Origin of the sequence: Roseococcus microcysteis (genome assembly GCF_014764365.1) — a bacterium.
GTDB classification, from domain to species: Bacteria; Pseudomonadota; Alphaproteobacteria; order Acetobacterales; family Acetobacteraceae; genus Roseococcus; species Roseococcus microcysteis.
On record NZ_CP061718.1, the window covers coordinates 2,825,679 to 2,838,577 of the forward strand.

Annotated in this window: 13 protein-coding genes and 1 pseudogene; all 14 read left to right on the forward strand. The window is 72.4% G+C overall.

Going from position 1 to position 12,899, the window contains the following annotated elements; all coding sequences use genetic code 11:
* Positions 1-66: 66 nt before the first annotated feature.
* The gene (gene mbhE, locus ICW72_RS13640; protein ID WP_191083208.1) at positions 67-2,343 is read left to right on the forward strand and encodes a hydrogen gas-evolving membrane-bound hydrogenase subunit E; all 2,277 of its coding nucleotides are present in this window, start codon (positions 67-69) and stop codon (positions 2,341-2,343) included.
* A 3-nt stretch (positions 2,344-2,346) separates the two neighbouring features.
* Positions 2,347-2,745, forward strand: a complete 399-nt coding sequence (locus ICW72_RS13645; RefSeq protein WP_223880588.1) for an MnhB domain-containing protein — start codon at positions 2,347-2,349, stop codon at positions 2,743-2,745.
* Positions 2,746-2,749: 4 nt separating this feature from the next.
* Complete coding sequence (locus tag ICW72_RS13650) at positions 2,750-3,184, forward strand: NADH-quinone oxidoreductase subunit K (protein ID WP_191083209.1); 435 nt, start codon at positions 2,750-2,752, stop codon at positions 3,182-3,184.
* The gene (locus tag ICW72_RS13655) at positions 3,184-4,698 is read left to right on the forward strand and encodes a Na+/H+ antiporter subunit D (protein ID WP_191083210.1); all 1,515 of its coding nucleotides are present in this window, start codon (positions 3,184-3,186) and stop codon (positions 4,696-4,698) included. Before ICW72_RS13650 ends, ICW72_RS13655 begins: the two co-directional genes overlap by 1 nt.
* A complete protein-coding gene (locus ICW72_RS13660) occupies positions 4,695-5,048 on the forward strand; it encodes a Na+/H+ antiporter subunit E (RefSeq protein WP_191083211.1) in 354 nt (117 codons plus the stop codon). Before ICW72_RS13655 ends, ICW72_RS13660 begins: the two co-directional genes overlap by 4 nt.
* Positions 5,045-5,335 carry a monovalent cation/H+ antiporter complex subunit F gene (locus tag ICW72_RS13665; RefSeq protein ID WP_184382149.1) on the forward strand — a complete coding sequence of 97 codons (291 nt, stop codon included), beginning with the start codon at positions 5,045-5,047 and terminating at the stop codon, positions 5,333-5,335. The genes ICW72_RS13660 and ICW72_RS13665 overlap by 4 nt, the downstream gene beginning before the upstream one ends.
* The gene (gene mnhG, locus ICW72_RS13670; protein WP_191083212.1) at positions 5,328-6,551 is read left to right on the forward strand and encodes a monovalent cation/H(+) antiporter subunit G; all 1,224 of its coding nucleotides are present in this window, start codon (positions 5,328-5,330) and stop codon (positions 6,549-6,551) included. The genes ICW72_RS13665 and mnhG overlap by 8 nt, the downstream gene beginning before the upstream one ends.
* A gap of 54 nt (positions 6,552-6,605) precedes the next feature.
* Complete coding sequence (locus ICW72_RS13675; RefSeq protein ID WP_191083213.1) at positions 6,606-7,178, forward strand: hypothetical protein; 573 nt, start codon at positions 6,606-6,608, stop codon at positions 7,176-7,178.
* The gene (locus ICW72_RS13680; protein ID WP_191083214.1) at positions 7,091-8,029 is read left to right on the forward strand and encodes a sensor histidine kinase; all 939 of its coding nucleotides are present in this window, start codon (positions 7,091-7,093) and stop codon (positions 8,027-8,029) included. Before ICW72_RS13675 ends, ICW72_RS13680 begins: the two co-directional genes overlap by 88 nt.
* Positions 8,026-9,336: a sigma-54-dependent transcriptional regulator gene (locus ICW72_RS13685; RefSeq protein ID WP_191083215.1), complete on the forward strand. Its 1,311-nt coding sequence runs from the start codon at positions 8,026-8,028 to the stop codon at positions 9,334-9,336. Before ICW72_RS13680 ends, ICW72_RS13685 begins: the two co-directional genes overlap by 4 nt.
* Before the next feature lie 9 nt (positions 9,337-9,345).
* Positions 9,346-10,329: a calcium/sodium antiporter gene (locus ICW72_RS13690; protein ID WP_191083216.1), complete on the forward strand. Its 984-nt coding sequence runs from the start codon at positions 9,346-9,348 to the stop codon at positions 10,327-10,329.
* 20 nt (positions 10,330-10,349) lie between these two features.
* Positions 10,350-11,681: a TrkH family potassium uptake protein gene (locus tag ICW72_RS13695; RefSeq protein WP_223880589.1), complete on the forward strand. Its 1,332-nt coding sequence runs from the start codon at positions 10,350-10,352 to the stop codon at positions 11,679-11,681.
* Positions 11,674-12,342, forward strand: coding sequence for a potassium channel family protein (locus ICW72_RS13700; RefSeq protein ID WP_191083217.1), 669 nt, complete (start codon positions 11,674-11,676; stop codon positions 12,340-12,342). Before ICW72_RS13695 ends, ICW72_RS13700 begins: the two co-directional genes overlap by 8 nt.
* A 352-nt stretch (positions 12,343-12,694) precedes the next feature.
* Positions 12,695-12,871 (forward strand): annotated as a pseudogene (locus ICW72_RS21095) (tripartite tricarboxylate transporter substrate-binding protein); the annotation flags it as partial.
* Positions 12,872-12,899 lie beyond the last annotated feature (28 nt).

The window sequence follows — 12,899 nt, forward strand, 5'->3', positions numbered from 1 at the left end:
TGCCGCGCCTTTCCGCGCTTTCCGCCGGGGCATGCGGTTGGCACGGCTGTTGCAACATTCGCCGCCGTGAACTGGATCCTCGCCCTCATCCCCTGCCTGGCGTTGCTGGCCGTTCCGGCGGTAGCGCTCGGCCTGCGCGCGCGCCCCGCGCTCGCCCCCGCGCTGGCGCTGCTGCCGGCGACGCTCTTCGGCCTCATCCTGCTGCTGCCGCTGGGCGCCACCTTCCGCCTGGACTGGATGCCGGCCTTCGGCATCGGCTTCGCCTTCCGCCTGGACGGGCTGTCGCAGCTGATGGCGCTGCTCATCACCGGCATCGGCACCGGCATCTTCCTGTTCTCGGGCAGCTACATGACCAGCTACCCGAAGCAGCACCGCTTCATGGCGGTGCTGACGCTGTTCATGGCGGCGATGCTGGGCGCGGTGCTGGCCGATGACCTGATCGTGCTGTTCATCTTCTGGGAGCTGACCAGCCTCGCCTCCTTCATGCTGATCGGCTTCGAGGCCCACAAGCCCGCCGCCCGGCGCGCCGCACAGCAGGGCCTGCTGGTGACGGTCTCGGGCGGGCTCGCGATGTTGGCGGGCATCCTGCTGCTGGGCACGGCGGCCGGCACCTTCACCATTTCCGAGATCCTGGCGAACCGCGCCGTGCTGGCCACGCATGCCTTCACGCCCTGGATCATCGTGCTGGTGGCGATGGGCTGCTTCGCGAAGTCGGCGCAGTGGCCGCTGCACATGTGGCTGCCCAATGCGATGGCGGCACCTACCCCCGTCTCGGCCTATCTGCATTCCGCCACGATGGTGAAGCTCGGCGTCTATCTGCTGGCGCGGCTGAACCCGGCCTTCCAGGAATGGGCGCTGTGGCAGGGGCTGCTGACCGGCGCGGGCACGCTGACCATGCTGACCGGCGCCGTGCTGGCCCTGCGCGAGCGCGACCTGAAGCGCAAGCTCGCCTGGTCCACCGTGGTGGCGCTGGGCACGCTGGTGACGCTGATTGGGCTGGAGGAACCGCTGGCGGCCACCGCGGCCGTGGTGTTCCTGCTGGTGCACGCGCTCTACAAGGCGAGCCTGTTCCTCGTGGCCGGCATCCTCGACAAGAAGGCCGGCACACGCGACGCGCTGATGCTGCGCGGCCTCGGCCGCCACATGCCGCTCACCGCCATCGCGGCACTTCTGGCCGCGCTCTCCATGGCCGGCGCGCCGGGCTTCATCGGCTACATGGCCAAGGACCTGCTGTTCACCGTGCAGCTCGGTGTGCCCGGGCTGCTGCCCCTGGTGGCGCTGCTGGTCAACGCGGCCATGGTGGTGGTGGCCGGCGTGGTCGCGGTGCGGCCCTTCTTCGGCAAGCCCATGGAAATGGAGCGCCAGGCCAAGGACCCCGGCTTCACCATGCTGGCCGCGCCGCTGACGCTGGCCATCCTGGGCCTCGTCTTCGGCCTGGCGCCCGCGCTGATCTCGGTGAACCTGGTCGAGCCCGCGGCCGCCGCCATCCTGGGCGAGCCCACCGGCATCGCGCTGGGCGACAAGCACGCGACCGAGATCGTCTACTACCTCTCGCTGGTGGTGCTGGGGCTGGGCGTCATCGCCTTTCTCGCCTGGACGCGGTTGCAGCCGCGCCTCGCCGCGCAGACCTGGCTCGACGACTACGGGCCGGACGCCGCCTATGGCCGCATCCTGCGCGGCGTCTCCGTGATCTCCGGTGCGGTGACGCGCCGTGTGCAGACCGGCAGCCTGCGCTTCTACATCGGCGCGACGGTCGTGCTGATGTTCGGCGGCACGCTGGTGCTGCTGGTGGCGGGCGGCGGCCTTGGCCTGCCCTCGGCCGACCCGTTGCCGTTGCCGCACCAGGCCGTGCTGGTGGGCCTCGTCATCGCGGGCGCGGTGGCCGTCTGCCGGCTGCAGATGCTGTTCGCGCAGGTGATGGCGGCCGCGGTGGTGGGCTTCGGCGTCGGCATCCTGTTCCTGACGCTGGGCGCGGCGGACCTCGCCTTCACGCAGTTCACCGTCGAGACCATCGCCATCGTGCTGCTGGTGGCCATCCTGGCGCGCCTGCCCTTCCGCGAGCTGGATGCGCGCCGGCGCGAGGAACACCGCCGCGACGGCGCCATCGCCATCGGCGCGGGCGTGGTGGGCTTCCTCACGCTGCTGGCCGTGCTGTCCGTGCCCTTCGACACCCAGATGCCCGACTGGATGGGCGCCGCCGCCTGGCCCGAGGCGAAGGGCCGCAACGTCGTCAACGTCATCCTGGTGGATTTCCGCGCGCTGGACACGCTGGGCGAGATCGCGGTGCTGCTGATCGCGGCGCTGGCGGCCACGGTGCTGCTGCGCCGCGCGCGGGGGAAGTGAGCCATGAAGACCAGCTTCATCATGAACGCCTCGGCGCGCTACGTGCTGTGGGCCTGCGTCCTCCTCTCCCTCTTCGTGCTGCTGCGCGGCCACAATGAGCCGGGCGGCGGCTTCATCGGCGGGCTGATCGGCGCGCTGGGCTTCGTCTTCCACGCGCTGGCGCGCGGGGCGGGGGCCACGCGCGCGGTGCTGCGGCTGCAGCCGCTGACCTGGGCGGGCATTGGCCTGCTGTTTGGCATCCTGGCCGGCCTGCCGGCGCTGCTGCTGTTCGGGGAGCCCTTCCTCACGCAGCAATGGCTGGGCACCACCCCCATCGGCACCACCGTGCTGTTCGACCTGGGCGTCTACCTCGTCGTGCTGGGCTTCGCGCTCGCCTTCGTGCTGCCCTTCATGGAGGCCTGAGCCCATGGAATTCCTCCTGGCGCTCCTCTTCGGCGTGCTGCTCTCCGCCGCCATCTACCTGCTGATGGCGCGTTCCCTCGCGCGCTCCATCCTGGGCCTGCTGCTGCTGGGCAATGCGGCCAACATCGCCATCATCGCCAGCGGCCGCGTGCTGGGCTGGGCGCCGCCGCTCGTGGCGCCCGGCGCCAATGCCCTGGTGGCCGATGCCTCCAACCCGCTGCCGCAGGCGCTGGTGCTGACGGCCATCGTCATCTCCTTCGGCCTCACGGCCTATGTGATGGTGCTGAGCTGGGCGGTGTGGCGCGGCAAGGGCACGGTGGACACCGAGGCGCTGCGCGTCGCCGAGCCGCGCGGCCTGCCCGCCGCCGATGCGCGTGAAGCCGCGGAGGCCGAGACGCTGGCCGCCGACCTGCTGCCCACCCGCACGGGAGCGCGCTGATGGCCACCCGCGCCGACTGGCTGCTCGCGCTGCCCCTCCTCCTGCCGCTGCTGGCCTGCGCGGCCACGGCGGCGCTGCAATCCCGCCGCGACCTCCAGCGCGGCATCACCGCCATCACCGCGGTGGGCCTGCTGCTGGCCTCCGCGGCCCTGGTGGCCGAGGTGATCGGGCGGGGCGTCATCGCCTCGCAGATGGGCCAATGGCCCGCGCCCTTCGGCATCACGCTGGTGGCGGACCTCTTTGCCGCCTCCATGGTCGCGATCACGGCGCTGATGTATGCCGCCACCGCCCTCTACGCGCGCGGTGACACGGACGTGCTGGAGAACGAGGCGCTGTGGCACCCGCTGCTGGCCGCGCTGGCCCTTGGTGTCGGCGGCGCCTTCCTGGCGGGCGACCTGTTCAACCTCTACGTCTGGTTCGAGGTGATGCTCATCGCCTCCTTCGGCCTGATCGTGCTGGGCGGCGGGCGCGAGCAGCTGGATGGCGCGGTGAAATATGCCATGCTGAACCTGCTGGCCACGACGGTGTTCCTGATTTCGGTCGGCATGATGTACGGGCTGACGGGCACGCTGAACCTGGCCGACATGGCCCGCCGCATCCCGGAGATCGAGAACCAGGGCGCGGTCGCGGCGGTGGCCTTCCTCATGCTGGCGGCCTTCGGCGCCAAGGCGGCGGTGTTCCCGCTGTTCTTCTGGCTGCCCGCCTCCTACCACACGGCCATCGCGCCCGTGGCGGCCATCTTCGCCGCGCTGCTGACGAAGGTCGGTGTCTACGCGCTGATCCGCATCGTCACGCTGCTGCTGCCCGAGGGCCATGCCTGGGTGGCGCCGCTGATGTGGTTCCTCGCCGCCGGCACCATGGTGGTGGGTGTGCTGGGGGCAGCCGCGCATTGGGAAATCCGGCGCATCCTGTCGTTCCACATCATCAGCCAGATCGGCTACATGATCGTGGGCATCGCCATCGCGACACCCTTGGCGCTGGCGGGTGCCGTTCTCTACATGCTGCACCATATCGTGGTGAAGGCGAACCTGTTCCTGGTGGCGGGTGTGATCCGCCGCGCGGGCGGCACCTTCTCGCTGGCCACGCTGGGCGGGCTGTGGCGCCGCGACCCGTGGCTCGGCCTGCTGTTCGCCATTCCCGCGCTGTCGCTGGCCGGCATTCCGCCGTTCTCGGGCTTCTGGGCCAAGCTGTTCGTGTTGAAGTCGGGCTTTGACGCGGGCTGGTATGTGCTGGCGGGCATCGCGCTCGCGACGGGCATCCTCACCCTCTACTCCATGCTCAAGATCTGGATGGAGGCCTTCTGGAAGGAAGTGCCCGAGGGCACGCCCGAGCTGCCGACCATCACCGGCGCCACGCGCTGGCTGCTGCTGGCGCCGGTCGCGGGGCTTGGCCTCATCACCATCACCATCGGGCTCTGGACCGAGCCCTTCGCCGCCTTCGCGCTGGCTGCCGGCGAACAGCTCGCCAGCCGGGAGGCCTACATCACCGCCGTGATGGGAGTGATCCGGCCATGACCGAGAAAGCCCCGACCCCACGCCCCTGGAACATCCTGGCCTGGCTCTGGCTGCTGGTGCTGTTCCTGCGCGAACTGGTGCTCTCCGCCTGGGCGGTGATCAGCGCCACGCTGGCGCCCAATGTGCGCGCGCGCTCCGGCGTGGTTGCGGTGCCGCTGCGGCTGCGTTCCGCGGCCGGCATCACGTTGCTGGCCGACATGGTGACGCTGACACCCGGCACCACCGCGCTGCATGTCTCGGAGGACCGCAGCATTCTCTACGTGCATGTCATGGACATCGAGAGCCCCGAAGCCGTCCGCGCCAGCATCGCGGAACGGCTGGAGCGCCCGGCGATGCGGGTGCTGCGATGAGCTTCCTGACCGTCGCCCTGATCTTCTCCGCGCTCATGGTCGCGGTGGCCGTGGGCCTGACCGGCTGGCGCATGCTGCACGGACCGGGCATCGCCGACCGTGCGGTGGCGATGGACCTGCTGGGCCTGCTCGCCGTCGCGGCCACCGCGCTGGTGGCGCTGGGCGGTGGCTACCTCGCGCTGCTCGACATCGCGCTGGGCCTGGGCCTGGTGGGCTTCATCGGCGCCGTGGGTGTCGCCACCTTCATCAAGCGCGCGTCCGAACCGCCGGAGGACCAGGATGTCTGAGATCGTCGCGGCGCTGCTGCTGCTGTCGGGCGCCACCATCTCGTTGATCGCGGCCATCGGCGTGGCGCGCCTGCCCGATGCCTTCCTGCGGATGCACGCGGCCACCAAGGCCGGCGTGGTCGGCGCGGGGCTGACGCTGCTCGGCGTCGCCTTCGCCTTCGACACGGGCGAGGCCTGGTTCCGCGTCACCCTCATCGTGGTCTTCCTGCTGGTGACGGTGCCCATCTCCTCCCATGCGCTCGGGCGCGCGGCCTATGTGGGCGGGGCGCCCATGTGGTCGGGCACGGTGATGGACGACCTCAAGGGCGTGCTGCCGCGCCATGCCATTGATGCGGACCCCGAGGCGCAGCGCGCCATCGCCATGCCGGTGGGTGCCGCCGGCCCCGAGACGGGCGCCCGGCCCGCGCCGCATGCCGCCGCCGCCCCGCGCCGCATGCTGCTGGCCCTGGCCGATGGGTCGGGTGCCGCCGCCGCGCTGCGCGCCGCGCTGGAGGTGACCGCCGGCCCGCGCACCGAGGTGACGCTGCTGAGCCTGCTCTGCACGCCCAGCCTCAACCAGACCGGTCCCATGCCCGTGGGCGGCGCGCATTTCGGACGCCGCCTGGTGGAGGGCCGCTTCGCCAAGGCGCGTGAGGCCGCGGCTTCGCTCGCCACCCAGATGGAAACCTTCTGCCAGACCCAGGGCTACCATTTCCGCATGCGCCACGAGGAGGGCGATGCGGGCACCCTGCTGGGCCATGCCGCCGCGCATCATGACCTGACGGTGCTGCCGCGGGGCACCTGGTTCGACCACGCGCAGGCGCTGGAGGAGGGCTATGCCGCCCAGCGTTCGGCGCGCGTGTCGCTGCCCGGGCTGCTGCTGGCCGCGCCCGACTTCACCATGCCCGGCGCGCTGCACTTCCTGCACGAGGGCGACCTGGCCTCCAGCGAGGCGCTGAAGCGCTTCCTCGGCCTCTCCTTCCTCGCGCACCTGCCATTGACCATCACGGGGCTCGACCTCGACGGCGCGGAGGCGGCGCTGGAGGAGGCGGTGGCCCTGGCGGCGGCGCGCGAACGCCCGGTGCATCGCGGCCCCGTGCTGCTGCACCCTGATCGTCCGGCACCGCTGCCGGCCTTCACGGGCGGCGCGCTGGCCATCATCCCCGCCCGCTCCTCCTCCGGACGCACGGCGTGGCGCAGCCTGCGGGAGATGGAGGCCTCGGTCCTTCTCGCCTGATTTCGCGGGCGATCGGGGTGGCGAGGTGCCATGGCCTGCCCCCATATGGGCCGCATGCCGCTTCGCTACTCCCGTGCCTGGAACGCGCTGCCCATCGCGCTCAGCCTGCCGCTGCTGGCGGGGCTGGCGGCCTTCGCCGCGGCGCTGATCGTGGCGCAGGTGGCGACACGCTCCCTGGAGCGGGAATTCGCGCGGGAGGCGGCGCGGCTCGGGGCCGTCTATCTCGACGGCATCTCGGCGGCGCTGATCGAACCCCTGCGCGCGGGCGACCCGCGCGCCATAGAGGCCGTGCTGTTGCGCGCCCTGGGTTTCCAGGAGGGCGTGCGGGAGCAGCGACTGGTGGTGGTGCCCGCCCCGGGGGCCGTGCCCATCGTGGTCGGCGCGCGCGAGGACCCGGCCCTGCCGCCCCCCTTCACCCAGGGCCGCAACACCGCATGGGAGGTCTCGCCCGATGCCCGCAGCGCCTGGGCGCAGCGCACCCTGTTGGTGGAGGGCGCCCCCCCGCCCAGGTCGCCGCGCAGCTCGATTTCGCGCGGTCGTTGGAACGGCGCGCGCAACTCGGGCCGCTGCTGCTGGGGCTGGAGGGGATGCTCGCGGCCCTGGCCGGCATGCTGGTCGCGTTGCTGACACGCCGGGCCTTGGCGCCGCTGCTGGCCGTCACCGAGGCGCTGGACCGCGCCGGCGCCGGCGATTTCCGCCCGAGCACTGCCGCGCAGCGCCCGCCCGCCGGCACCGAGGCCGCGCGGCTGATCGAGGCGGTGGACCTCATGGCCGCGCGCCTCGCGGAGCGCGAACGCCTCGCCGCGCGCCTCGCGGAGCGTGCCCAGGCGGCGGAACTGGGCGACCTCGCGGCCACGGTGGCGCATGAGGTTCGGAACCCCCTGGCCGGCATGCTGACGGCGCTGGGTTCCGCCCGCCGCTTCGGCGAGAGCCGGGCGGCGCGCGAGGAGGCGCTGGACCTCGTGGAGCGCGGTCTTCGGCAGATCCAGCAGGTGGTGCAGACCACGCTCGACGTCCATCGCGGCACCCTGGCCCCGCGCCCCCTGACGCGCGAGGATCTGGAGGATGTGGTGCGCCTGGTCCGACCGGAGGCCGAGCGGCGCGGGCTGCGCCTGGAACTGGCGGGCGAACTGCCGGAACCCTTCCCCGCCGACGCGCTGCCGGTGCGTCAGGCGCTGCTGAACCTGCTGCTGAACGCGGTGGCGGCGACCGGAGCGGGCGGCGTGGTTTCCTTGGGTGTCAGACGCGAGGCGGATGGCACGCTGCGCCTGGAAGTGGCCGATGAGGGCGGCGGCCTGCCCGAACCCGCCCTGCGCCAGATCGAGGGGGGAGCGCGCAGCGGGCCGGGCCTCGGGCTGTCGGTGGTGATGGCGCAGCTGGCGCGTCTGGATGGCCGCATCGAGGTGGATTCCCGCCCTGGCGAGGCCACGCACATCGCCCTCTTCCTCCCGCCCGCGCCGGAGGGCGCGCCCGCATGAGCGTCCCCGTGGTCATCATCGAGGATGACGAGGTGCTGGGCGGCGCCCTGGTGCAGCGCCTGCGGCTGGAGGGCTTCGCGCCGCGCTGGGCGCGCACCCTGGCCGAGGGCGAGGCGCTGCTGGCGCGCGGCCCCCGGGCGCTCTGCGTGCTGTGCGACATGCGCCTGCCCGATGGCTCGGGCGAGGCGCTGCTGCTGCGGCTGATGCCCAGCCTGGGCGCCACCCCCGTCATCGCCATGACGGCCTATGGCGGGGTGGAGCAGGCGGTGCGCCTGGTGCGCGCCGGGGCGGACGACTACCTGACGAAACCCTTCGAGATCGAAGCGGTGCTGGCGCGGCTCTCGGCGCTGAGCCCGCTGGCCGAACCGCCCGCCCCCGCCGGGACGGTGGGCTGGCAATCGCCCGTCATGCAGGCGCTGGAGAACGACCTCACGCGGCTCGCGCCCGCCCTGGCCCCGGTGCTGCTGCTGGGCGAGAGCGGGGCGGGCAAGGAGGTGGCCGCGCGCCGCCTGCACGCCATGGGCCCCCGCGCCGAGGCGCCCTTCGTGGCGCTCAACTGCGCCGCCATCCCGCGCGACCTGCTGGAAAGCGAGGTCTTCGGCCATGAGCGCGGCGCCTTCACGGGTGCCGCCGAACGCCGCCTGGGCGCGGCCGAACGCGCCGGCGCCGGCACCCTGCTGCTGGACGAGGTGGCGGAGCTGGAACCTGCCCTCCAGGCCAAGCTGCTGCGCCTGCTGGAGGACCGGCGCTTCCTGCGGGTCGGCGGCGCCAAGGAAATCCCGCTGGAGGCGCGCGTGGTGGCGGCCACCAATGCGGACCTCGCCGCCCGCGTGGCCGAGGGGCGCTTCCGCGGCGACCTCTACTACCGCCTGGCGGTGGTGGAGCTGCATGTGCCGCCGCTGCGCGAACGCGCGGAGGACATCCTGCCGCTGGCGCACGCCCTGCTGGCCGAAAGCGCCCGGCAGGCGGCGCGGGTGGACCTCTCCCTCACGCCCGAGGCCGAGGCTGCCCTCGAAGCCCATCCCTGGCCCGGCAATGTGCGGGAACTCCGCAACCGCATCGAGCGCGCGGCCCTGCTGGCCCCCGCCGCCGCGCTGACGCCGGCCGACCTCTTTCCCGGGGCCGTGGCTCCGCCCGCGCCGCAGACCCTGGCCGAGGCGCGCGACGCGGCCGAGCGCGCGCACATCCAACGCATGCTGGCGCGCTGCGGGGGCCGCATGGCCGACGCCGCGCGCCTGCTGGGCATTTCGCGCACCACGCTGTGGGAACGCGCGAAGCGGCTCGGCCTTTCCCCTCAAGAGGATTGAGACCTTCCCATGGAACTCGCGCTCTGGCTGCTCGGCGGCCTGGTCCTGCTGGTGCTCGGCGGTGAATTGCTGGTGCGCGGGGCGGTGCAGATCGCCGCACGCCTCGGCATCTCGCCGCTGCTGGTGGGGCTGACGGTGGTGGCCTTCGGCACCTCCATGCCGGAGCTGGTGACCAGTGTGCAGGCCTCGCTGGCCGGGTCGCCGGGCATCGCGCTGGGGAACATCGTGGGCTCGAACATCGCGAATGTGCTGCTGATCCTGGGCGTGGCGGCGCTGCTCTGCCCCGTCGCGGTCAATTCACGCGCCCTGGCACGGGATGGGGGATTGGGTTTCCTGGCCGCGCTGGCGCTGCTGGCGGTGGGGCTGTTCTGGACGATGGACCGCGCGGTGGGGCTGCTGCTGCTGCTGGGGCTCGTCGGCTACATCGTCTTCGCCTACCGGCAGGAGCGGTTGGCGGATGGCGCCGACCACGGCGCCGCCTATGACAAGGCCGAGGCCTTCGCCGCGGCGCAACCCCCCGCTCTGCCCCTGTCACGCGCGCTGGGCGGGCTGCCGGGCGCCATCCTGCAACTGGTGGCGGGGCTCGGGCTGATCGTGGCCGGGGGTGCCGTGCTGGTGGACGCCGCCGTGACGCTCGCCCGCGCGCTGGAAGTCTCGGAGGAGGTGATCGGCCTGACCATCATCGCCGTCGGCACCTCATTGCCCGAGCTGGTCACCTCGGTCGTGGCCGCGCTGCGGCGGCAGGCGGATGTGGCGCTGGGCAATGTGCTGGGGTCCAACATCTACAACATCCTGGGCATCGCGGGCGCCACGGCCTTGATCGCGCCGACCGAGGTGCCGGCCGCCATCGCCAACTTCGACGCCTGGGTGATGGTCGCCGCCGCCCTGCTGCTGCTGGTGGTGGCCCGCACCGGCTGGCGGGTGGGCAGGCGCGAGGGCGGGGTTCTGCTCGCCTGCTATGCGGCCTATGTCTGGAGCGCCTGGCCCGCCTGAGCCAGTCTGGAGGAACGCCATTGGGGCGCACGCTGGCCCACCCCGCCCGCATCATCCCGCTGGGCTTCCTGGCGGCGATCCTGCTGGGCACCGCCCTGCTGATGCTGCCCGTCTCCCGCGCCGGGCCAGGGGGCGCGCCCTTCATCACCGCGCTGTTCACCGCGACCTCGGCCGTGTGCATCACGGGCCTCGCGGCGGTGGACACGGCCACCTACTGGTCGGGCTTCGGCCGCGGTGTGATCCTGGCGCTGTTCCAGCTGGGCGGCTTCGGCATCATGAGCGGCGCCACGCTGCTGGGCCTGCTGGTGGCGCGGCGGCTGCGCCTGGGCACGCGGCTGATCGCGCAGCATGAGACCCGCAGCCTGGGCCTGGGCGATGTGAAGCGCGTGCTGCAACTGGTGCTGGGCATCACCGTGGTGGTGCAGGCGGCGGCGACGCTGGCGCTGGCGCTGCGGCTGCGGCTGGGCCACGGGATGGGCTGGGAGGAGGCGCTGTGGCACGGGCTGTTCCACGCCGTCTCGGCCTTCAACAATGCGGGCTTCTCCACCTTCAGCGACAGCATGGTGGGCTTCGCGCGGGACCCGCTGGTGCTGGCGCCGGTGGGGCTCGCGGTGTTCATCGGCGCCATCGGCTTCCCCGTGGTGGCGGATTTGCTGCGCGACCCCTGGCGGCCCGCGCGCTGGTCGCTGCACGCGAAGCTGACGTTGGTCGGCACGGCCATCCTCTTCGGTGGCGGCGTCCTCGCCCTGCTGGCCTTTGAGTGGGACAATGCCGCGACCCTGGGGGCCCTCGAATGGCCGCACCGGCTGGCAAACGCCGCTTTCCATTCCGCCATGCTGCGCTCCGGCGGGCTGAACAGCGTGGATGTGGGGCTGATGCGCGACGAGACGCTGACCGTCAGCTACGCGCTGATGTTCGTGGGCGGCGGCAGCGCCGGCACGGGCGGCGGCGTGCGGGTCACCACGCTGGTGGTGCTGGCGCTGGTGGTCTGGGCGGTGGCGCGGGGCGAGCCGGATGCCAATGTCTTCGGCCGCCGCATTCCCGTGGAGGTCCAGCGCCAGGCGCTGGCGGTGGTGATGCTGGCGCTGGCGCTTTGCGCCGGCGGTTCGCTCGCCCTGCAAATCCTGACGGATTTCCCCCTGCGCGACGTGATGTTCGAGGTGATCTCCGCCACCGCCACGGTCGGCCTGTCCACCGGCATCACGCCCGACCTGCCGCCCGCCGCGCAATTCGTGCTGGCGGTGTTGATGTTCACGGGCCGGGTGGGCACCGTGACCGTCGTCACGGCCCTGGCCCTGCAACGCGGCCTGAACCCCTACCGCTATCCCGAGGAGCGCCCGATCGTTGGCTAGGATCATTCCGCATGGCGATATCGTCGTCATCGGCCTTGGCCGCTTCGGCGGCGCGGTGGCGGCCGAACTCGCCAAGCTCGGCCATGACGTGCTGGGCGTGGACGAGAATGCCGAACTCGTCCAGTCCTGGTCCGACCGGCTGACCCATGTGGTCCAGGCCGATTGCACCAGCAGCGAGACGCTGCGCCGGCTGGGCATCGCCGAGTTCAGCCACGCCGTGGTGGCCATCGGCACGGATCTGGAGGCCAGCGTGCTGACCGTGCTGGCGCTGAGCGAGCTGGGTGTGCCCGACATCTGGGCCAAGGCGCTGGGCCCCAAGCATGGGCGCATCCTGGAGCGCACGGGCGCGCACCATGTCGTCTATCCCGAGGCGGAGATGGGCGAGCGGGTGGCCCACCTGGTCGTCGGCGGCAAGATGATGGACTTCATCGAGCTGGATGACGGCTTCGCCATCGGCAAGACCCGCGCGCCGCCCGAGGCCATCGGCAAGACGCTGACCGAATGCGGGCTGCGCCGGAAGCATGGCGTGACCGTGGTGGGGGTGAAGCGCCCGCGCGAGGAATTCACCAACGCCACCCCCGACACGCTGATCCAGGCGGGGGACCTGCTGATCGTCTCCGGGCCGACCGACAAGGTGGAGGCCTTCGCCCGCATCACGTGATTCCTGGCCCTCAATCGCCGGGCGCCGCGCATCCGCGCGGCTTGGCTTCGCGGCACAGGCCGCGGGCCGCATTCGCGGCCTCGGCCCTACGGGCCGCAAGACCAAGCTTCACCCGGCGTCGCACATCCATGACCCTGCCCGGCTTGCAGCCGCGCGCGGCGCGCCACATCCTGGGACACTTCCAGGAGACGCCCCCATGCTCAACCGCCGCAATGCCCTCGGGCTGGGCCTGGCCGCGCTCGCCGCGCCGGCCGCGGCCCAGGCCGGCTTTCCCGAACGCCCGCTGCGCTGGATCGTGGGCTACCCGCCCGGCGGCCCGTCGGACGCCTTCGCCCGGCTGATCGGCGCGCAGATGGCCCCCCGGCTGGGGCAGAATGTGTTGATCGAGAACCGCGTGGGCGGGGGTGCGGTGCTGGCCAGCGAGACGGCGGCCCGCGCCGCGCCCAATGGCTACACCTGGCTGCACGTGGACAATGGCATCCTGACCTACAACCCGGCGCTCTATGCCCGGCTGCCCTACAATCCGGACACGGATTTGACGGGGGTGGGGTTCATCG

Excerpts from the sequence above, each read along its gene's own strand:
- ICW72_RS13675 (WP_191083213.1), top strand. The coding sequence starts at position 6,606 with ATGCCGCTTCGCTACTCCCGTGCCTGGAACGCGCTGCCCATCGCGCTC.
- ICW72_RS13650 (WP_191083209.1), top strand. The coding sequence starts at position 2,750 with ATGGAATTCCTCCTGGCGCTCCTCTTCGGCGTGCTGCTCTCCGCCGCC.
- ICW72_RS13685 (WP_191083215.1), top strand. The coding sequence starts at position 8,026 with ATGAGCGTCCCCGTGGTCATCATCGAGGATGACGAGGTGCTGGGCGGC.
- ICW72_RS13660 (WP_191083211.1), top strand. The coding sequence starts at position 4,695 with ATGACCGAGAAAGCCCCGACCCCACGCCCCTGGAACATCCTGGCCTGG.
- ICW72_RS13665 (WP_184382149.1), top strand. The coding sequence starts at position 5,045 with ATGAGCTTCCTGACCGTCGCCCTGATCTTCTCCGCGCTCATGGTCGCG.
- ICW72_RS13645 (WP_223880588.1), top strand. The coding sequence starts at position 2,347 with ATGAAGACCAGCTTCATCATGAACGCCTCGGCGCGCTACGTGCTGTGG.
- ICW72_RS13690 (WP_191083216.1), top strand. The coding sequence starts at position 9,346 with ATGGAACTCGCGCTCTGGCTGCTCGGCGGCCTGGTCCTGCTGGTGCTC.
- mnhG (WP_191083212.1), top strand. The coding sequence starts at position 5,328 with ATGTCTGAGATCGTCGCGGCGCTGCTGCTGCTGTCGGGCGCCACCATC.
- ICW72_RS13655 (WP_191083210.1), top strand. The coding sequence starts at position 3,184 with ATGGCCACCCGCGCCGACTGGCTGCTCGCGCTGCCCCTCCTCCTGCCG.